Here is a 20,572-nt window from a genome sequence, read left to right on the forward strand (position 1 = left end):
ACCCGTCCGTACGCGGGCTGACGGGTCAGTTGTCCTGGGCCCAGCGGCCGCGGGTCCAGCCGTCGAGGTCGTAGTCGTCCATGGCCCTCTGGACGAGGTCGCCGTAGTTGTCGAGGAGACCGGCGCCGCGGGACCAGTTCAGGGTGTCGAGCCGCACCTGGTCGGGGCCGCCGGCGTAGTTGAGCTCGTACAGCTCGTGGCGGGCGCCGAACTCGGTGCCGATCGCGTCCCAGGCCAGCTTGAAGAGCTTGGTGCGCTCCTCGGCCGTGGCGCCGGTGCCGCGGTAGTAGCGGTCGAGCAGCGGGCGCAGCTCGGGGTTCTGCAGGTCCTTGGCGCTGGACGGGGTCATCAGCAGCGCGCCCGCGAGGTGCTCCTCGAAGAAGCGGTGCGTGCGCTCCCAGCTGAGCGGGGCGAGCGCGCGGTAGCCGGCCGAGTAGTCCATGCGCGGCAGGACGGTGCCGGCCGGGCCGGCCTCCGGGTCCAGGGCCATGGCGCTGGTGACGGCCCAGGTCTGGTGGCGCCAGGCCAGCAGTTCGCCGAGGCCGGCCTGGACGCCGCGGAAGCCGTCCGTGCCGTTGATGCGGGTGCCCTTGTCGAGGATGCCCGCCATGAACTCGAGCTTGACCGACATGCGGATCGCGCCCTGGAAGAAGCCGCGGGAGAGCAGGCCGGAGCGCGGGAAGTACTGGTGGATCTTCTCGGTGTCCCGGTAGATCAGCACGTTCTCCCACGGGATGAACGCCTTGTCGAAGACCAGCACGGCGTCGTTCTCGTCGAACCGGCTGGAGAGCGGGTTGTCGAACGGGCTGGTGGCCTTGCCCTCGTACGAGGTGCGGCAGACGACCTTCATGCCCGGGGTGTTCAGCGGCGCCATGAAGGCCAGCGCCATGTCCTCGGCCTTGCCGGCTTCCAGGTTGGCCAGGTGGATCTGGCCGACGAAGGCGACGTTGCTCAGTGCCGAGGCGGTGGCCATGAGCTTGGCGCCCTCGACGACGATGCCGTCCTCGCGCTCCTCGACGACCTTCAGGTAGACGTCGCGGATCTCGTGCGCCGGCTTGTTGCGGTCGACCGGCGGGTTGACGATCGCGTGGCTGATCGAGAGGCCCTGGCGGGCGTACTTCTCGTACCAGGCGCGGGCGTTGTCGCCGAAGGGCTCGTAGAAGTCGTGGGTCACGGCCAGTCCGGCCATGAACGACGCCTTGTAGTCGGGCGTGCGGTTCATGAAGCCGTAGCTCAGGCGGGCCCAGTGCTCGATGGCGTCACGGGCCTTGATGAGCTCCTCGGGCGAGTGCGCCGGAGTGAAGAAGCGGTGGACGCGGTAACCCGTGTACCGGTCGACCGTCGTCATCAGGTCTTTGGTGTCCGGGTGGTGGAGCGCGTCGTAGAGGTGCGCGGTCGACCTCGCGGCGTTGGCGAACGCCGGGTGCGTCGTCACGTCCTTGACGAGCTCGCCGTCCACGAAGACCTGGCGACCGTCACGCAGGCTCTCCAGGTAGGAGTCGCCCGTCATGAGGTCGTTCGGAGCCTCGCCGGCCGACTGATCCACTATCGGGACCTGACCCATTTTGGTGTCCTCTCCAGGGGTAATACACGCGACCGCTGCCGGGCGCACAGTTCGATTGCCCCGAGCGTAGGCTCGGCTTCCCATCAGCTCTTGCGGGGCCGCGCACGAACAATTGCCCATCTACGCCAACTCTGGCGCGATCACGTGCTTGACACCCTGTCAACGGGTAGGCGACGCACGCCTGTTGTCATTCCGGAGAAGGCTCGGAAAACTGTTCACATATTGCGGAACAGTGAATTCCGAATGCCCTGAAAAAGGTCTGGCCCGGCGTGGATCCAGGAAATTCGGATACACAGCCGGGCCGTATGAAAAGTAAATTGCGGGAACGTGTCCGGCGGCCGGTCGGGCGGCCGGTCCGGTCCGGTCCGGCGGCCGGTCAGGCGGCCGGACGGGTGCGCCCGGCCGAGGCGGCGTCGATACAGGCCGCCTCGGCGATCAGAATGATCTTCTCGGCGTGCGGCAGCAGTCGCATGCCCGCCTCGGTGAGCTGGACCCGGCCGCCTGCGCGATGGAACAGCGGCGCCCCGATGTAGTCCTCGAGGTTCTTGATGTGGGCTGTGACGCTGGGCTGCGAGTAGTGGAGGTTCCTGGCGGCGCGAGTGAAACTCATCTCGGCGGCCACTTCGCGGAACGAGCGTAGCTGCTGGAACTGCACGGCAGGGGCTCCCTTCTGCGAGGCTCAAGCCCCGGAGGAAAGAAACATACCACGGTGCAGGTATAACTGCAGCAGGGGAATCTGCCCGGTTCGCTCCTCGGCCTTCCGCGGACATACCTGTGGCCATGCCCTCAGGAAGGGCATGGCCACAGGTCAGCCGCCGCTTAGTGGTTGACAGCGGGTCTTGCGGAGTGGACTAGTCGGACATCTCCATCGGGGAGAGGAGGTCCCTTGCGATCTGCGGGAGCAGACGGTCGATCAGGACGCCCGTGCGCGCGGATCCGTCGGCCGCGCGCGGGATCGCGTCCACAGCCACCGCGTGCGAGAGCCGCCAGGGCATCCGCCGCTCGCAGGCGGCCAGCGCGGCCTGCCGGCCGCCGGCCTCCTGGTCCTCCTCGGCGAGGGGCACGAAGGCCACGACCAGCGTCTCGCCCACCTCGGGCAGCCGGGTGCGCATCAGGGCGATGTCCTGGACGCAGGGCAGGTCGAGGAGTTCGAGCTCGAGCGCGAAGAAGGCCGCCTCGAAGTCCTCCACCGGCTCCTCGTCGTACGGCTGGTCGTCGAAGGAGGGCAGGTTCACGCGGACATCTCCTGTTGCATCGACTGCTCAAGCTGCAGGTTCAGAGTGATGATGGGCAGTACGGCGTCCAGCAGGTCCCCCGTGCGAATGCGGCCCGTGGGGCTGTACGGGATGGTGTCGACCGCGATGACGTGCGCGGGCAGCGACGGGACCCGGCGGGCGCAGGCCGCGCCGAGCGCCTGGTAGCCGGTGGCCTCCCGGCCGACCGCGACCGCGATGAAGGGCACCACGATCGCGTCCCCCAGCACCGCGTTGCTGACCCGCATGACGGCGGTGTCGCGCAGGCAGGGCAGGTTGAGCAGGTCCGACTCCAGCCGGAACAGCTCGGTGTCGACCGCCGAATCGCGGACCACCACGGGCACTTCGGTGACGCGCCCGGTGACCAGCAGCCGGCCGGTCTCGTCGATGTGCCCGGCCTCGTCGGTGATCAGGAAGCGCTCCTCGCCCCAGCCGAGGTCCAGGCCGGCCGTCAGGGTCTCGCCGTCCAGGTACCCGTCCATCACCTGGTGGCCGGCGTAGGCCAGGCGCCCGGTCTCGCCCTGCTCCACCGGCTGCCCGTCCTCGCCGAGGACGGCGACGTTGGTGCCGAGCGTGGCGTGGCCCGAGCGCGGCGGCGAGACCAGCAGCTCCTCGGGTCCCATGACGGCGGTCAGCCCGGTCTCCGGGCTGCCGAGCGCGGTGTGCAGCACCGGGCCGAGCCGCTCCCAGGCGGTGTTGACGGTCCATCGGCCCAGGTGGGCGCCCGGGGTGAGGAGGAACCGCAGGTGGCGGGTGCGCGGCGAGGGCTCGGCGGTCTCCGGCAGCCCGAGCACGCCGTGCAGGGAGGACGGGGTGATCACGCCGGTGCTCACGCGCTCGGCGACGAGCAGCGCGCTCAGGCTCTCGGGGCCTGCCCCGTCCGCGAGGACGACGGTGGCGCCGATGCCGAGCATCGTGCGGGCCAGCGCGAGGGCCGTGGACTCGGTCGGCGGTGCGGAGGCCAGGTGCACGTCGTCCCGGTTGAGGCCGAACTCGTCGACGAGGTCGACGAGGTGGCGGCCCTCGGAGGGGGTGCGGCGCACGGCGATCCGGGACGGGCCTTCGCTGCGCGCGCTGACCGCGAAGGACTCGTACGGCCGGGGCGCGGGCAGGGTGCGCAGGGCCTCGGCCGAGGTCAGGAGGTCGAAGTTGAGGGCCTGGTGCGGACCGGGGGCGGCCGGCGCCCCCCCGGGGGCCGAGACTCCGTCCAGCAGGACGTGCACGGCCTGCGGGCCGCTCGGCCAGACCAGCCGGTCGAGGGTGGCCCGGTGCTCCGAGGTCACGAACACGACCGCGGGCTCCAGCCAGGTGAGCACCTGGCCCAGGTCTTCGGCGCCGCTCTGCGGGTCGAGCCCGGTGCAGGAGACTCCGAGCGTCGCGCAGGCGCTCATCGCCACGGTGAGCTGCCAGCTGTTGCCGGCGAGGAAGACCGCGCGGACCGGGCCCTCGGCGGGCAGGTGCTCGGTGAGTCCGGCCGCCGTCCGCTCCACGGTCTCCGCGAACTGGCCCCAGGTCAGCCGCACCTGGCCGTCGACCAAGGCATCCCGCGTCACGCCGCCCGCCGCGTGCCGGCGGATGTCATCGAGCTTGATCATGTGGGTCTCCGTGGTCGGTCAAGAGCCTCGTGGTGTGGCTCGGGGCCGCGCCCATGGAAACAAACCTGCATGAAGGTACGCAACCGTCATCGGAAGTTCTGATGTCGTCCGGAACTCGCGCCGGCCCCGCCCCGGAAACAGCTCCGCCGGGCGTCGATGACGCCCGGCGTTGGGAGAACGGGTTTGGGAGAACGGGGTTGCCCGTACGGGCTAGGCCCGGACCACGACCTGTTCCTCGGCCTCGACCTGCGCTTCGGCCCGTTCCTTGAGCACCCGGTCGAGGTCGGCGACGACCCGTTCGGCACGGCCCGGGGCCATGTCCAGCTCGGCCAGGACTCCCGGCAGCGCGATGATCGGCAGGATGTGCTTGAGGAGGACGGACGTACGCGTTTCCAAGTCGTCCCAGTCGCACAGCACTTCCGAGAGCACCTGGATCCCGGTGAACGCGCCGACGAAGAGCTCGGCGACCGAGTCCAGGTCGACGTGCGCGTGGAGTTCGCCGCACTCCCGGGCCTGGCCCAGCGCGGCCCGGTTGTGATCGATCCAGTCCTGGTAGGGGCGCAGGCGGTCCGCATGATGGGTGCCCCGCTCCAGCGAGAGCCGCAGACTGCCCTGCACGATCGGATCCGTGCGGATCTGGACGGCGAAGAGCATCCCCGAGTCGATCATCTCCTGGAGCCGGGTGCTCCGGGGCACGAGCGGGTAGCCGACCGTGTCGATCTGGCTGGCCAGCACGGCCTGGGCGAGCTCTTCCTTGCCCTTGAAGTAGTAGTAGAAAGCGCCCTTGGTCAGCCCGAGCCGCTGGTAGACGTCGGCGATCGTGGCCCCGTTGAAGCCCTTCTCCGCGAACACCGCGCCGGCGGCCTCGACGATCGATTGCCGGGTTCGCCGGGAATGCTCCTTCTGGGACACCTTCGCTCCTTCCACGTTCCTGGCGGCCAATATTCCACCTCCTCGGAGGTACTGAGCATGTCACCGAAAACAGCCGTTGCAAATTATACCAGGCAGCACGTATCTTGCGGCGACTGGGACATACCATCGCTGGCTCGAATTTGACTTGAGCCCGGAGAGGGAGACCATGTTAATTACGTCATATGCGGACACAAGCACCCAAAGACAGCCAGCAGGGGTCGCAGAAGCAAGGCCTTCGGCCGTTCCCAACTGGCTTGTGCACCGTCCAGCGACCTCAGAAGTCTTCTTGTCCAGCTGGGAACGCACCGGAACCGACCGTTTCACCGTGTCGCTGCGCTGGCCGGAAAACCACCCGTTCCATACCGCGCTGCACGGTTTTCGCTCCCCCACCCTCATCGCGGAGGCCATCCGGCAGGCGGGGATCCTCATCTCCCACGCCGAGTTCGGCGTCCCGCTCGGCCACCACTTCCTGATGTCCGACCTCAACTACACGATCGAGCCCGGTCTCGTCGACGCGAACGACGACTCCCCGGTGCACATAGAAGTGACCTGCTCGGAGATCCGGCGCCGCGGCACCCGGTTCGCCGGAATGACCTGCCACATGGCCCTCGTCCGGGACGACCGGGTCATAGCCACCGGCGACGGCAGCCTGACCTGCACGTCCCCCGCCGCGTACCGTCGGATGCGGGGCGCCTACGCGGACGCCCGCCCGCTCCTTCCGGTACCCGAGCCGGTGCACCCCTCCCTCGTCCTGCGAACCGACCCGAGCGATGTCCTGCTGGCGCCCACCAGGGACCCCCGGTGCTGGACCCTGCGGGCACACACCAGCAACACGACGCTCTTCGCGCGCCCCAACGACCACATACCGGGGATGGTCCTCATGGAGGCGACGCACCAGGCCGCCTTCGCCGTCGCCGGCAGCACCCGCCTGTACCCCACTTCGCTGCGCCTGTCCTTCGACCGCTACGCGGAGTTCAACACGCCCTGTCTGATCCAGGCGCAGCCGGTTACCCGGACGGGGGACAACGTCCTCTCCTTGAGTGTCACGGGCCATCAGAGCGGCCAGCGGGTCTTCCTCGCCCTTCTCGAGGGAATTCCCGTTTCCGCCTGATCTCCTCCCCTTTACAGCAAAACCCCAAGCGGTATCTGCCGATCCAGTCGGCGAGACTCCGTGTGTGCGAAGTGGCGGTAAGACCTCCAACATGCCAGCCTGTGACGTCGTCGTGACTCCACACCGGAAGAAGCTGTAGGAGGGATACTCCTGTGAGCAGGCAGTGCCCGTTCGTCATCGATCCGCTCGGCCAGGACATCCACGGAGAGATCAAGGAAATCCGGTCTCGGGGCCGAGCCGTGAGGGTCGTGCTCCCCGGCGGGGTGGAGGCGTGGTCGATCACCGACTACGCGCTCGTCAAACGGCTGCTCACCGATCCCCGGGTGTCGAAGGACGCGTACAGGCACTGGCCCGCATGGATCAGCGGGGAGGTTTCCCAGGAGTGGCCGCTGGCCATCTGGGTCTCGGTCCAGAACATGGTCACGGCCTACGGCGAGGAGCACGCACGCCTGCGCAAGCCCGTGGCGGGGGAGTTCACCACGCGCCGGGTCGCGGCCCTGCGCCCGCGGGTCGAGGAGATCACCGCCGGTCTGCTCGACCGGCTGGAGCTCGCTCCGGCCGGCCTTCCCGTGGACCTCTGCGCCGAATTCGCCCAAATACTGCCGAACGCCGTGGTCTGCGAGCTATTCGGAATACCCAATTCCGCCCGGGATCCCCTACAGCGGATCATCGCGGGGTTCTTCGCCACTTCGATCACCCCCGAAGACGCGATGGCGAACGGGGTCGCCATGTACGAGACCATGAACGAGCTCGTCGCTTACAAAAGGAAGAATCCCGCCGATGACCTGACCTCGGGACTCATCTCCGCGCGCGACTCCGGCTCGGCGGAAATCAGCGAGAAGGAACTCCTCGACAACCTCATCCTGCTGTTCACCGCCGGGTACGAGACGACCGCGAACCTCATCGACAACGCGGTCGCCTCCCTGCTCACCCACCCCGAGCAGCTCGCGCTCGTACGCACCGGCCGGGCCTCCTGGCAGGACGTGATCGACGAATCCCTGCGCGTGGACCCGCCCGGCGCGCACAGCATCCTGCGCTACGCCGTCGAGGCGATCGAGATCGACGACGACGTGCGGATCCCGCAGGGCGACCCGATCGTCATCTGCTTCGCGGGTTCGGGGCGCGACCCCGCGGCCCACGGAGCCGACGCGGACGCCTTCGACATCACCCGCGCCACCCGCGCCGACCACGTGTCGTTCGGTCACGGAGCGCATCACTGCCTCGGTCTGAACCTGGCCCGCATGGAGGTCTCCATCGCGCTGTCGGGCCTCTTCGACCGCTTCCCCGATCTCGCCCTGGCCGTGCCGGCCGGGGAACTGCGGCCCAAGTTCTCGTTCGTCTCGAACGGCCACCGCACCCTGCCCGTGCTGCTGGGTGCTCCCAAGGGAGCTGTTTCCAGCCAATGATGCGGAGCTTCCCGATGAAGGAACAGACCGGCCTCCTCACGGGCAGGCGCGCCCTGATCACCGGCGCGAGCAGCGGAATCGGCGCGGCCGCGGCCCGGGTGTTCTGCGAACAGGGCGCATCGGTGCTCGTCACCGCCCGGCGCGAGGAGGAACTGGTCGCGCTGACCCGAGAGTTGACGGACCAGGGCCACACCGCCGACTACGCGGTCGCCGACGTGTCGCGCGGCGAGGAGGTCGAGCGGGCGGTGGCCAGGGCGGTGGAGCTCTTCGGAGGGCTGGACGCCGCCTTCAACAACGCGGGGCTGGGGACCGTTCCGGAGCCGCTGCACCTGACGCCGGACGCGGACTTCGAGGCCGTGATGGCCACCAACGTGCTCGGCACCTGGAACTGCATGAAGCACGAGATCGCCGCGATGCTGCCCGGCGGCGGGGCGATCGTGAACAACAGCAGCGTCGCGGGACTGGTCGGCACCCCGGCGGGCGCCCCGTACATCGCGTCGAAGCACGCGGTCATCGGTCTGACGAAGGCCGCCTGCGGGTACGCCGCCCAGGGGATCCGGGTCAACGCCATCGCGCCCGGCACCACGCGCAGCGAGATGATGGGCCAGTGGTTCGACCTGAACCCGGGCCTGGAGGAGCACTTGCACTCCAGGGCCCCGCTGCCGCGCACGGCGGACCCGCGCGAGATCGCGTACGCGGCGGCGTGGCTCCTGAGCGACCAGGCGTCCTTCGTCGTCGGCGCGACCGTCCCGGTGGACGGCGGCTGGACGGCCCGCTGAGGACCGCCCGTTGGGGACCGCCCGTTGAGGGCCGCGTCAGCGGGCCGCCCCGAACTCGACTCCGACCCGGCAGGGCACCGGCGCCGGCCGCCCGGGCCCGCCCGCGAGGAGCGCCCGGGCGTGCTCCGGATCGAGGGTGAACTCGATGCGGTCGCACTCCCGCGGGCGGTCGGGCGGGCCGACCACGAGGTGGAAGGCGAGCGCCCCGGCCTCGTCGCGGGAGGTGGTGACCACCGCGTCGACGACACCGGATATGTCGTGGGAGAGCAGGGCTTCGATCTGGCGGACGTGTGCGGTGGTCATGACGGTCATGGCGGGCATCCTCCTGGTGGGTCAGGCGAGTGACGGGGCCTCGTCGAGCAGCGGCCGGCCCCAGCGCCGGACGAAGGCCGCCTCGACGGCGGCGCCGACCTTGTACAGCCGGTCGTCCTTCATGGCCGGGGCGATGATCTGCAGTCCGACCGGGAGGCCGTCGCGCGGGGCCAGGCCGCAGGGCAGCGACATGGCGCAGTTGCCGGCCAGGTTGGTCGGGATGGTGCACAGGTCGGCGAGGTACATGGCGAGCGGGTCGTCGACCCGCTCGCCGATCGGGAAGGCGGTGGTCGGCATCGTCGGGGAGACGATCACGTCCACCTCGGTGAACGCCCGGTCGAAGTCCCGCATGATGAGCGTGCGGACCTTCTGGGCGGAGCCGTAGTACGCGTCGTAGTAGCCGGAACTGAGCGCGTACGTGCCGAGGATGATCCGGCGCTTGACCTCCGGTCCGAAGCCGGCCCCGCGGGTCAGCGAGGTGACCTCCTCGGCGGACAGCGCGGTGTCGTCGCCGAGGCGCAGGCCGTAGCGCAGGGCGTCGAAGCGGGCGAGGTTGGAGGAGGCCTCGGAGGGGGCGATCAGGTAGTAGGCGGCCAACGCGAGGTCGAAGGACGGGCAGTCCAGCTCCACGATCTCGGCACCGAGCTCCTCCAGCAGTTCCACCGACTCCCGGAACCTCAAGATCACGCCATCCTGGTAGCCCTCGCCGGCGAACTGCTTGACGACGCCCACCCGCATGCCCTCGACCGATCCGGACCGGGCCGCCTCGACGACCGGCGGGACCGGGGCGTCGATGGAGGTGGAGTCGAGCGGGTCGTGGCCGGCGATCACCTCGTGCAGGAGCGCGGTGTCCAGGACGGTGCGGGCGCACGGGCCGCCCTGGTCGAGGGAGGAGGAGTAGGACACCAGCCCGTAGCGGGAGACCCCGCCGTACGTGGGCTTCACCCCGACGGTGCCGGTGAGCGCGGCGGGCTGGCGGATCGAGCCGCCGGTGTCCGTGCCGACGGCGAGCGGTGCCTGGAAGGCGGCCAGCGCGGCCGCCGAGCCGCCGCCGGAGCCGCCGGGGACCCGGTTGAGGTCCCAGGGGTTGCCCGTCGGCCCGTAGGCGCTGTTCTCGGTGGAGGACCCCATGGCGAACTCGTCCATGTTGGTCTTGCCGAGGATGACGACGCCGGCCTCCTTCAGCTTGCGCGTCAACGTGGCGTCGTAGGGCGGGATCCACCCCTCGAGGATCTTCGAGCCGCAGGTCGTGGGGATGCCGACGGTGGTGAAGGCGTCCTTGAGGGCGAGCGGTACGCCGGCCAGCGGGCCGAGCCGCGCGCCGGCTGCCCGCCGGGCGTCGACGGCGGCCGCCTGTGCGAGGGCTCCCTCGCGGTCCACGTGCAGGAAGGCGCGTACCTTCTCGTCGGTCTGCTCGATCCGGGCCAGATGCGCCTCGGTGACCCGTACCGCGGTGAGCTCCCCGGAGGCGATCTTCCCGGCGGTCTCGGCGGCGGTGAGCCTGATGATGTCCCACATGTGCGTCTTCCTTGCTGCTGCGTGCCGGCGTTCCCCTCCTGTCCCTTATACCCATCTGCCGCTGCCGACGAGCCACCCTGTTGGACCGGGGCGGATCGTGCTTGATCCAGCACCGGGTGCTGTGGTCCACCGTCACTAAGGCCATACTGCTGCGAAGCACTAAGGACCGAGGGGGAGGTCACGGTGGCCATCACGTCACGCGCGCCCGCGCCCGGAGGCGGCCTCGCGGCGCCCTCCGCGCCGCCCGCGCCACCGCCCGACGGGCTGCCCCGGCGGGTCACCGCCTGGGCCGAGGGCGTGGACCGGCTGCGCGCGGCCGCCACGACCGAGCCGGGCCGGCTGCGGATCATCGGCGCGGTCCTGGCCGCTCTGGTCCTGCTGTTCGGCGCGGTGTCCTTCTGGGAGGTCTCCGGCCGGGTCACCGCCGCCGACGACGTGGTGGGCCGCAGCCAGCCGCTGAGCGCCGACGCGGCGAGCATCTACCGCTCGCTGGCCGATGCCGACACGGCCTCCTCCAGCGGGTTCCTCGCGGGCAGCGACGAGCCGCGCGAGGTCCGCCAGCGGTACGAGAAGGACATGGCCAACGCGTCCCGGCTGCTGGTGAGCGCGGCCGCGAACACCACGGCCGGCGAGGACTCCCGCAAACAGATCACCCTGCTGAGCGAGCAGCTCCCCCGCTACTCCGGCCTCATCGAGCAGGCCCGGGCCACCAACAAGCAGGGCCTGCCGCTCGGCGGCGCCTACCTGCGCTACGCCAACGAGCAGATGAGCACCCAGCTGCTGCCCGCCGCGCAGCGGCTCTACGAGTCGGAGACCGGCCGGCTCTACACGGACTACGACGACGCCCGCTCCGTGCCGCTGGCCTCGATCGGCACGGGCCTGCTCGCGCTGGCCGCCCTGCTCTGGGCCCAGCTGCGCAACTACCGCCGGACCAACCGGGTCTTCAACCACGGGCTGGTCGCGGCGACCGCCGCCTCGCTGGTGGTGCTGCTGTGGCTGGTCGCCGGGCACACGGTCGCCCGGTCGGGGCTGAGCGAGGCGCGCGCGGAGGGGCAGGAGTCCCTCAAGGTGCTCAACGACGCGCGGATCGCCTCGCTGCGGGCGCGGGCGAACGAGAACCTGACGCTGATCTCGCGCGGCGCCGTCCTGGCGGACGACAAGAAGTCCGACAAGTACGACGTGGACTACGACCACGACATGAAGCTCCTGGAAGCGGGCCTCGCGACGGCGTCGAAGCTCGCGGACGACGAGGCCGGCCGCGCCCCGGTCGCCGGCGCCACCGACGGGGTCAAGCGGTGGAAGGAACTGCACACGGCCGCCCGGCAGACGGACTTGAAGGGCGACTACCAGGGCGCCCTCGGCCAGGTCATCGGGGACAAGGACCACAAGGAGTACAGCGGGACCGCCTTCGACACGGTGGACGCCTCGCTGGAACAGGCCGTGGTCCACGAGCAGCGGGAGTTCACCCGGGCGGCCCAGGGCGGGCTCGGGGCGCTCGACGGTTTGTTGACAGGCACGGCGGCCCTGGCGGTCGTCGGCGCGGTGGCGGCACTGCTCGGCATCGGCCGCAGGCTTTCGGAGTACAGGTGAGCGCGATGCCGGGACGGACGAGGCACGAGGACGAGGGCTCCGGGAACGCGGGGGCCATCGGGACCACCAGGGCCGCCGGGCTCCACGGCGCGGACGCGGAGCACGAGCCCGGCGGCCTGCGGCGGTTCGCGCGCCGGCTGCGCGGCTGGGGCGGGGTCGGCGCGATGGCGGCGGCCTGCGCGCTGACGGCCGCGGCCGTGCTCCTGCCACTGGCCCACGCGGCCCCGGGCGGCACGGGACACGCGGCGCCGGTGCGCGAGCCGGCCAGGATGGCCGTGGCCCCGCTGGCTCCCGGCGACACCTGCCAGGACCCGGAGGCGAGCCTGCGGCCGGGCGGACTGGACGGCCCGGCCATCCAGCGGATCCGCGCGGCGGGCCACCTCGTCGCGGGCGTGGACCAGAACAGCTTCAAGTGGGGCTACCGCAATCCGGCCGGCCAGCTCGACGGCTTCGACATCGCCCTGGTCAAGGCCATAGCCAAGGACATCCTCGGCGACGAGAAGGCGGTCATCTACCGGGCGATCCCCACCAGCCAGCGCATCCCCGCGCTCAAGGACAACACCGTCGACATCGTCGTGCGGACGATGACCATCAACTGCAAGCGGCTGGAGGACGTCGCCTTCTCGACGGCGTACTTCGAGGCGGGACAGCAGGTGCTGGCGCCCAAGGGCTCGGCGATCACCGGCTACGACGCCTCCCTGAAGGACCGCAGGATCTGCACGGCGGCCGGTTCCACGGCGGAGGCGGCCCTGGCCTCCCAGTCGTACGGGTCCGTCCCGGTCAGCGTGCCCAACCAGCTGGACTGCCTGGTCCGGCTGCAGTTGGGCGAGGTGGACGGCATCATCACGGACAACGCCCTCGCCGCCGGCCAGGCCGCGCAGGACCCCTCGATCCAGCTGGTCGGCTCCCCGTTCACCAAGGAGTTCTACGGGGTGGCCATGAACAAGGACGCCGGCGATCTGGTGCGGCGGGTCAACAAGGTCCTGGAGGACTACCGTGCGGGCGGTGAGAACAGCCCGTGGATGAGCGCCTACACGACCCATCTCAAGCCCGTGCTGCCCGGCGTGAGCGGACCGCCGGCGCCCAAGTACCGGGACTGAGGCCGGTGGCGGATTCTGAGCCCGATGTCACGAGACCGAAGGCGGGACCGGTGGAGGCACATCCTTTGGGGGCACATCCTTTGGGGGCACAGCCGGCAGTGCTGGACAGGGACGGCGTGGACCGCGCGCTGGCCCGGCTGGGCGCGGAGCACGAGGCCGTCGAGACCTCGCTGCTCGCGCTCCAGGACCACTCCGGGCGGCGGCTGCTGGAGGGCGCCGGGCTGACCGGGGTCACCAAGGAGCGGTGGGCCGTGGCGGACGCGGCCATCACCCGGCTGTGGCGCTACTTCGACGCCTACAGCGGTGCGCTGGCCGCTGCCCGCGAGATCCGGGAGCGGCGGCGCTGGCCGAGCCGCGAGGACCTGGTCGAGCTGACCGACCGGCTGTGCGGGCCCGGGGTGCTGATCGCCGGGGCCGCGGTGGAGGGCGCCGCGCTCGCTGAGCGGTTCTCGCTCGCGGAGCTGGTGTCCCGGATGAACGAGCTGTACGCGGGCTCCCTGGACGTGGTGGTGGCCGCCGATTCGGTGTGGTCCGCGCTGCCCGCCCGGATCGACCTGCTCTCCGCCGAGCTGCACCGCACCCGCGCGCTCGCCCACTCGGTCGGGGTCCGTCCGGGGGAGCACCCCTCGGGGGACGACCTGGAGGCCATCACCGCCGAGCTGGCGGACCTGCGGGCGCGGGTGATCGAGGACCCGCTGGCGTTCTGGGTCGCGGTGTCGGGGAGTTCGGCGCCGGGCGGCGGCCGGCCCGACACCGGGCGGTACGACCGGGCCGCCCTCGCGCTGGAGGACGTGCGCCGGGAGGTGGAGGCGGTGCTGGACGTCCGGCAGGACTCCGAGCAGCGGCTGATCGGCCTGCGGGACGTGCTCTCCCGGGCCGACCGGACCCTGGCGGAGGCCCGGGTGGCGCGCGGCGAGGTGCTGGCGAAGATCGCCGCGTCCGAGGTGCCCGCGGTGAGCGGTCCGCCGACGGCGCTGCAGGAGCAGCTGTCGGCGGCGGCCGAGTACCGGCGCCGGTCCCAGTGGCACCGGCTGTCCCCGCTGCTGGAGTCGTTGGAGGAGCGGGCCGAGGAGGAACTGCTGCGGGCCCGTGAATCGTTGACCGCGGTGACGGCCCCGCTCGCGGTGCGGGCGGAGCTGCGCGGGCGGCTCGACGCCTACAAGGCGAAGGTGGCCCGGCACGGGATGGCGGAGGACCCGCTGCTGATCGAGCGGTACGACACGGCCCGGCGGATGCTGTGGAGCGCGCCCTGCGATCTGCGGGCCGCCGAGCAGGCGGTGCTGCGCTACCAATGGGCGACGGCCGAGACCCTGGTACCGCAGCAGCAACCACAGCAACACGAGCAACACGGGCACCAGCAACAGCAACAGCAGGCTTCGGATCGGGAGTGGCCCGCCGGGCCGGGAGAGGGGGACGCGTGAGTCTGATCGCGGCGGCGTGCATGCGCCCCGGCTGCCCCGGCTCGTACGAGGACATGGGCGGCGGCGAGCTGTACTGCGACACCTGCGGCCTCGCGCCGGCCGGCGCGGTCGCGGCGGGCGCCGAGCAGCTGGTGTCGGTGCCGACGGCGATGACGAGCGCGGCGCGCCACGGGGATTCGCAGGGCTCCCAGGGGTCCCACGGGTCCGGGCGGTCCTCCTCCTCGGCCTCCTCGCGGGCCTCGCGGTCCTCGCGGTCGTCCTCCTCCCGGCGCTCCGTGTCGGGCCGGCTCTCGCGCGCGCTCACGGGCGCCGCGTCCACCCGGTCGGTGTCGGTGCGCAGTTCGGGCTCGGCCCCCTCGGCCTCGGGCCGCAGCCGGCTCGGGGCAGGGCTGGTCAACGTACCGGAGGTGCCGCGTCCGGATCCTTCGGAGTCGGTGCTGGAGAATCCGGAGGTCCCGGAGCGCAAGCGGTTCTGCTCGCGCTCGGACTGCGGTGCTCCGGTGGGCCGGGCGCGCGGTGAGCGGCCGGGACGGACGGAAGGTTTCTGCACCAAGTGCGGGCACCCGTACTCCTTCGTGCCGAAGCTGCACGCGGGCGACCTGGTCCACGGCCAGTACGAGGTCGCGGGCTGCCTCGCGCACGGCGGCCTCGGCTGGGTCTACCTCGCGGTGGACCGGGCCGTCTCGGACCGGTGGGTGGTGCTCAAGGGCCTGCTGGACACCGGCGACCAGGACGCCATGGCGGCCGCGATCTCGGAGCGGCGCTTCCTCGCGGAGATCGAGCACTCCAACATCGTGCGGATCTACAACTTCGTGGAGCACCTGGACCAGCGGACCGGTTCGCTGGACGGGTACATCGTGATGGAGTACGTCGGCGGCAAATCGCTCAAGGAGATCGCCAACGAGCGGCGGCGGACGGACGGGCGGCGCGATCCGCTGCCCGTGGAGCAGGCCTGCGCGTACGGCATCGAGGCCCTGGAGGCACTCGGCCACCTGCACAGCAGGAACCTCCTGTACTGCGACTTCAAGGTCGACAACGCCATCCAGCAGGCCGACCAGCTGAAGCTGATCGACATGGGCGCGGTGCGGCGGATGGACGACGAGGAGTCGGCCATCTACGGCACCGTGGGCTACCAGGCGCCGGAGGTCGCGGAGGTCGGCCCCTCGGTCGCCTCCGACCTGTACACGGTGGCGCGCACGCTGGCCGTCCTGACCTTCGACTTCCAGGGTTACACCAACGTCTTCGTGGACTCGCTGCCGGACCCGGAGCACATCGAGGTGTTCGGGCGGTACGAGTCGTTCTACCGGCTGCTGGTACGGGCAACCGACCCCGATCCGGGCCGGCGCTTCTCCTCGGCGCAGGAGATGGCGGACCAGCTGACGGGAGTGCTGCGCGAGGTCGTCGCGCTCCAGACGGGCCGGCCGAGGCCGCAGGTCTCCACGCTGTTCGGGCCGGAGCTGCGGGTCCCGGACGACCGGCTGTTCACCGACGAGCCGGGAGCGGAGGTCTCCCGGCTGGGCAGGCGGCCCCCGAAGCGCCGCAGGACGGTCCGGGGTCCGGCCGTTCCGGCGACCGGGGCCGGTCTTCCCCCGGCCTCCGTCCCGGGCTCGGCCGCCGGGTTCGGCCCGGGTGCGGGTCAGGGTGCCGGGTTCGGCCCGGGTGTGGGTGGGGGTCAGGGTGCGGGGTTCGGCCCGGGTGCGGCCGCGCCGGCCGCCGACCCGCTGGTGGCCCCCTCGGCGGCGCCGATCACGGGCTACGGAGCGTCCGGGCTCGTGACCACGGCGACGCACAAGGCCGCCGGTCCGGCCGTGCCCGCGCCGCGCCGCGCCCCGGCGGCCGTGGAGCCGGCGTCCGCCCCGGCCGCCGGGCGGCGGCCCGAGCTGTCGACGCTGGCCCCCCGCGTGGCCGCGCTGGCGCTGCCGGTTCCGCTGGTCGACGCCGCCGACCTCAACGCCGGATTCCTGGCGGGCCTGCTGGCCTCCGCCCCGGCCGACCTGCTGGCCGCCCTCGGCTCGGCACCGGCCGAATCCGCCGAGCTGCGGCTGCGGGAGCTCCGGGCCCGGCTGGAGCTGGGCGAGGCCGACGCGTCCCAGGTCTTCGAGGCACTGGCCGCGCTGGAGGCCCGCCATCCGGACGACTGGCGGGTGGTGTGGGCCCGCGGCATCGCCTCGCTGGCCGTCGGGGAGGACGAGACGGCGGCGCTGTCCTTCGACGCCGTCTACGACGCCTTCCCCGGCGAGCCCGCGCCGAAGCTGGCGCTGGGCCTGTGCGCCGAGGTCCTGGGGCAGCTGGACAACGCCGCCGAGTACTACCGCCTGGTGTGGGCCACCGACCCCGGCTTCGTCGGGGCCGCCTTCGGGCTGGCCCGGGTGCAGCTGGCCGCCGGGGACCGGGGCGGAGCCGTGCGCACCCTGGAGTCCGTACCGGAGGCCTCGATCCACTACACCGCCGCGCGGGTGGCGGCCGTACGGGCACGCCTGCGCGACCGGTCACCGCAGGAAGCCCTGCTGCCCGATCTGGCGGCGACCGCGGCCCAGGTGGAGGCACTGGGGAGGCTCGGCCTGGACTCGGTGCGCCACGAGCGCCTGAGGGCGGAGGTTCTGGGCTCGGCGCTGGACTGGGTACTGTCGGGTAGCCGGGGTTCCGACCCCGGAGGCACCTCGCTGTTCGGCTGCCAACTGGACGAGCGGGGGCTGCGCTTCGGCCTGGAGCGCTCGTTCCGCGTGCTGGCACGGCTGGCACAGCGGGGCGAGGAGAGGATCGAACTGGTGGAGCGGGCAAACCGTTTCCGTCCACGGACGTGGGTGTGATTGATGTCGATGCATCGGCCGTCGGGCTGCCCCAGCTGCGCGGAACCCCTGGAAGAGGGTGACCGTTTCTGCGGATTCTGCGGACACGCCCTCACGGCCTCCGGCCCAGCGGCCTCCGCCCCCACCGGGCCGGCCGCCGCCGTGACCGCCCCGGCTCCGGCCTCGGCTCCGGTTCCGCCACCGGCTCCGGCTCCGCTCGCCCCTGCCGCGGAACCGGCGGATCCGGCCGCGGGGATCGCGGCCGGCGGGATTCCGGCCGGCGTTCCGGCCACGCGCGGCCGACCGGCGCCCGACGAGGTGCTCGCACCCCTGTCCTCCGGCGGCTCCGCCCCCGGCGGGTACGGCGCGCCGGCCGCCGCCGGGTACCCGGGCGGCGAGCCCGCGCCCGGCTGGGGCAGCACCTCCACGGCCGCACCCACCCTGGTCTCCGGGGTCGCCGGCTGGACCGACCCGGCCCCGGCGGACGCCCACGCGACGGCTCCGCGCTCCGCGGCACCGGACGGCGGCCCCGACCCGGCGCCCGATGCCCGGTCCCGGTACGACGGCCCCGTCCCGCAGCCCCAGCACCCGGCGGGCGGAGCCCCGTACGGCGCCGCGGCGCCGCAGGGCCCGGACCCCTTCGGCCCCACCGTCCCGCTCGGCCAGGGCTCCGCAGGCGCCTCGGGCCCCGCAGGCGCCTCGGGACACGAGGGCTCCGGGCACGCTCCGGAGCCGGACGGCCCGTACGGCGACCCCGGTCCCGGTTCCGGTCCCGGTTCCACTTCCGGTTCCGGTTCCGCGGACCAGGCCCCGTACGGCGCTCCCGCCCCGCAGGGCGACGGCTCCGCGCACGAAGCCCCGTACGGCGGCGGCGAGCCGGAGTCCGGCGGGAAGACCTGCGTCGCGTGCCGCGCCGGGCGGGTGGACACCGACGGCTACTGCGAGCACTGCGGCCACGCGCAGCCCCGGGAGCGTGACCACCTCGAAGAGGAGCTCGGGAGCGTCGCCGCCGTCAGCGACCGCGGGCTGCGCCACCACCGCAACGAGGACTCCTTCGCCGTGGCGGCCACCGCGCTGCCCGACGGGTCCGCCGCCACCGTGGCCATCGTCTGCGACGGCGTGTCCTCCGCCAGCCGCCCCGACGAGGCTTCGGCCGCCGCCGCGGGCGCCGCCAACGAGGCACTGCTCGAGGCGCTCCCCCGCGGCGCCCACCCCCAGGAGGCCATGCACGAGGCGATCCTGGCCGCCGCCGCGGCCGTCAACGCCCTCGCGCCCGAGGTGCCCGGCGCCCAGAACGCCCCCGCCTGCACCCTGGTCGGCGCCGTCGTCAGCGGCGGCCTGCTGACCATCGGCTGGGTCGGCGACAGCCGTGCCTACTGGGTCCCGGACGACCGTGCCGCGCTCCCCCGCCGGCTCACCGAGGACGACTCCTGGGCCGCGCAGATGGTCGCGGCGGGCCTGATGGGCGAGGCCGAGGCCTACGCCGACGTCCGCGCGCACGCCATCACCGGCTGGCTCGGGGCCGACGCGTACGACCTGGAACCGCACACCGCCACCTTCAAGCCCGACCACGACGGCGTGGTCGTGGTGTGCACCGACGGACTGTGGAACTACGCCGAGTCGGCGCGGGACCTGGCCCAGGTGCTCCCCTCCGACGCCGCCGTCCGGCCCCTGCACAGCGCGCAGGTCCTGGTGGGCCACGCGCTCGACGGCGGCGGGCACGACAACGTCACCGTGGCCGTCGTCCCGTTCTCCGCGCCGCCGCAGAGCCCGTCCGCGAGCCCCGCCGCCCCGCAGGCCCAGGCCTGACACCCGTCCCCGAGGAGTACCGACCGATGGCGAACTTCGCCAAGCCGAGTGCCCCGCGCTTCAGCGTGGAGGTGTACCAGAACGAGTTCCTCCCCGAGGGCGGCCGCGACGTCCACGCGATCGTCACGGTCACGTCCACGGGCGGGGCCACCGCCGCCCGGACCCCCGTGGCCGCGGGCGGCGCCGCCGTCGTGATCATGGTCGACTGCTCGGGCTCCATGGAGTACCCGCCCGACAAGATGCGCGGAGCCCGCGAGGCCACCGCCGCGGCCATCGACACGCTCCGCGACGGCACCGCCTTCGCCGTGATCGCCGGCACGCACGTGGCCAAGGAGGTCTACCCGGGCCAGGGCCGCCTCGCGACCGCCGACGCGGCCACCCGCGCCCAGGCCAAGGGGGCCCTGCGCGGGCTCTCCTCCGGCGGCGGCACCGCCATCGGCACCTGGCTCCGCCTGGCCGACGGCCTGCTGCGCGGGGCCGGCGCCACGATAAAGCACGGGATCCTGCTGACCGACGGGCGCAACGAGCACGAGGAGCCGGCCGTCCTGCGCGCCGCCCTCGACGCCTGCGCGGGCCGGTTCACCTGTGACGCCCGCGGCGTGGGAACCGACTGGGAGGTCAAGGAGGTCACCGGGATCGCGAGCGCGCTGCTCGGCACCGCCGACATCGTGGCCGACCCGGCCCACCTCGCCGAGGACTTCACGCTCATGATGGAGAACGCCATGGGCAAGGAGGTCGCGGACGTCGCGCTGCGCCTGTGGACCCCGGTGGGCGTGGAGATCCAGTACGTCAAGCAGGTCGCCCCGGCCGTCCAGGACGTGACGGACCGCCGCACGCAGGCGGGCCCGCGCGCCGGGGACTACCCGACGGGTTCGTGGGGCGACGAGTCCCGCGAGTACCACGTGTGCGTCCGGGTCCCCAGCGCGTCCGTCGGCCAGGAGATGCTGGCCGCCCGCGCCACGCTCGTCATGCCGGGGGCGCCGGGCGATGCCCCGGCCGTCCTCGCCCAGGGCCTGGTCCGCGCCGTGTGGACGGACGACCTCGCCGCGTCCACCGCCATCAACCCGCAGGTGGCGCACTACACCGGGCAGGCGGAGCTCGCGCAGGCTATCCAACAGGGCCTGGAAGCCCGCAAAATGGGCGATGTCGGTGGCGCCACGGCCAAACTCGGCCGAGCCGTCCAGCTCGCGAGCGCCTCGGGCAACGCGGACACCGCGAAGCTCTTGGCCAAGGTGGTCGATGTCGTCGATGCGGCGGCGGGTACTGTGCGGCTGAAGGCCAAGGTCGCCGACGCTGACGAAATGACCCTTGAAACGCGTTCGACCCAAACCGTTCGAGTGAAGAAAGCCTGACCGCCAGGTCGGGCCCGCACGCTGGACAAGCCGAAGACGAAGAAGTGGACCCGCCTCGACC

The 20,572-nt window shown here is 72.2% G+C and carries 16 protein-coding genes; 9 read left to right on the top strand and 7 right to left on the bottom strand.

Features of this window, described 5'->3' with window-relative positions:
• Positions 1 to 25: 25 nt before the first annotated feature.
• From DRB89_RS24310 to DRB89_RS24330, 5 genes are all read right to left on the bottom strand, one after another.
• A complete protein-coding gene (locus tag DRB89_RS24310) occupies positions 26 to 1,546 on the bottom strand; it encodes a 4-hydroxyphenylacetate 3-hydroxylase family protein (protein ID WP_239516313.1) in 1,521 nt (506 codons plus the stop codon).
• Positions 1,547 to 1,940: 394 nt separating this feature from the next.
• Entirely contained in the window at positions 1,941 to 2,219 is a 279-nt protein-coding gene (locus tag DRB89_RS24315) for a LysR family transcriptional regulator (RefSeq protein WP_112448257.1), read from the bottom strand.
• 196 nt (positions 2,220 to 2,415) lie between these two features.
• Entirely contained in the window at positions 2,416 to 2,799 is a 384-nt protein-coding gene (locus tag DRB89_RS24320; protein WP_112448256.1) for a hypothetical protein, read from the bottom strand.
• Entirely contained in the window at positions 2,796 to 4,412 is a 1,617-nt protein-coding gene (locus tag DRB89_RS24325; protein ID WP_112448255.1) for a class I adenylate-forming enzyme family protein, read from the bottom strand. The genes DRB89_RS24320 and DRB89_RS24325 overlap by 4 nt, the downstream gene beginning before the upstream one ends.
• Positions 4,413 to 4,622: 210 nt before the next feature.
• A complete protein-coding gene (locus DRB89_RS24330) occupies positions 4,623 to 5,324 on the bottom strand; it encodes a ScbR family autoregulator-binding transcription factor (RefSeq protein WP_162688700.1) in 702 nt (233 codons plus the stop codon).
• A gap of 166 nt (positions 5,325 to 5,490) precedes the next feature.
• Here DRB89_RS24330 and DRB89_RS24335 point away from each other — a divergent pair, with 166 nt between their 5' ends.
• The 3 genes from DRB89_RS24335 (at position 5,491) to DRB89_RS24345 (ending at position 8,620) form a co-directional block, all read left to right on the top strand.
• Positions 5,491 to 6,435 carry a ScbA/BarX family gamma-butyrolactone biosynthesis protein gene (locus tag DRB89_RS24335; protein ID WP_275431892.1) on the top strand — a complete coding sequence of 315 codons (945 nt, stop codon included), beginning with the start codon at positions 5,491 to 5,493 and terminating at the stop codon, positions 6,433 to 6,435.
• A gap of 152 nt (positions 6,436 to 6,587) precedes the next feature.
• Positions 6,588 to 7,841 (top strand): cytochrome P450, encoded by a 1,254-nt coding sequence (locus DRB89_RS24340; protein ID WP_112448252.1) that lies wholly within the window; start codon positions 6,588 to 6,590, stop codon positions 7,839 to 7,841.
• Positions 7,842 to 7,855: 14 nt separating this feature from the next.
• A complete protein-coding gene (locus DRB89_RS24345; protein ID WP_112453332.1) occupies positions 7,856 to 8,620 on the top strand; it encodes an SDR family oxidoreductase in 765 nt (254 codons plus the stop codon).
• Between the two features lie 36 nt (positions 8,621 to 8,656).
• On the opposite strand, the gene DRB89_RS24350 is transcribed toward DRB89_RS24345, so the two are convergent.
• Both DRB89_RS24350 and gatA read right to left on the bottom strand, forming a co-directional pair.
• Positions 8,657 to 8,932 (bottom strand): hypothetical protein, encoded by a 276-nt coding sequence (locus DRB89_RS24350; protein WP_112448251.1) that lies wholly within the window; start codon positions 8,930 to 8,932, stop codon positions 8,657 to 8,659.
• A 21-nt stretch (positions 8,933 to 8,953) separates the two neighbouring features.
• Entirely contained in the window at positions 8,954 to 10,450 is a 1,497-nt protein-coding gene (gatA, locus tag DRB89_RS24355; RefSeq protein WP_112448250.1) for an Asp-tRNA(Asn)/Glu-tRNA(Gln) amidotransferase subunit GatA, read from the bottom strand.
• Positions 10,451 to 10,714: 264 nt separating this feature from the next.
• On the opposite strand from gatA, the gene DRB89_RS24360 reads away from it, so the two are divergent.
• The 6 genes from DRB89_RS24360 to DRB89_RS24385 all read left to right on the top strand — a co-directional run bounded on the left by DRB89_RS24360 (position 10,715) and on the right by DRB89_RS24385 (position 20,511).
• Positions 10,715 to 12,040, top strand: coding sequence for a hypothetical protein (locus DRB89_RS24360; protein ID WP_112453420.1), 1,326 nt, complete (start codon positions 10,715 to 10,717; stop codon positions 12,038 to 12,040).
• Positions 12,041 to 12,204: 164 nt separating this feature from the next.
• Positions 12,205 to 13,140, top strand: a complete 936-nt coding sequence (locus tag DRB89_RS24365; RefSeq protein WP_239516847.1) for a glutamate ABC transporter substrate-binding protein — start codon at positions 12,205 to 12,207, stop codon at positions 13,138 to 13,140.
• Between the two features lie 101 nt (positions 13,141 to 13,241).
• Positions 13,242 to 14,561, top strand: a complete 1,320-nt coding sequence (locus DRB89_RS24370) for a hypothetical protein (protein ID WP_239516848.1) — start codon at positions 13,242 to 13,244, stop codon at positions 14,559 to 14,561.
• 5 nt (positions 14,562 to 14,566) lie between these two features.
• Complete coding sequence (locus DRB89_RS24375; RefSeq protein WP_162689001.1) at positions 14,567 to 17,371, top strand: serine/threonine-protein kinase; 2,805 nt, start codon at positions 14,567 to 14,569, stop codon at positions 17,369 to 17,371.
• Positions 17,372 to 17,374: 3 nt separating this feature from the next.
• On the top strand, positions 17,375 to 19,159 hold the full coding sequence (locus tag DRB89_RS24380) for a PP2C family serine/threonine-protein phosphatase (RefSeq protein ID WP_112463884.1): 1,785 nt from the start codon (positions 17,375 to 17,377) through the stop codon (positions 19,157 to 19,159).
• A gap of 26 nt (positions 19,160 to 19,185) precedes the next feature.
• Positions 19,186 to 20,511 carry a VWA domain-containing protein gene (locus DRB89_RS24385; protein WP_112448850.1) on the top strand — a complete coding sequence of 442 codons (1,326 nt, stop codon included), beginning with the start codon at positions 19,186 to 19,188 and terminating at the stop codon, positions 20,509 to 20,511.
• The last annotated feature ends 61 nt before the right edge of the window (positions 20,512 to 20,572 follow it).

It is taken from the genome of Streptomyces sp. ICC4, from assembly GCF_003287915.1.
Classification (GTDB): Bacteria; Actinomycetota; Actinomycetes; order Streptomycetales; family Streptomycetaceae; genus Streptomyces; species Streptomyces tritrimontium.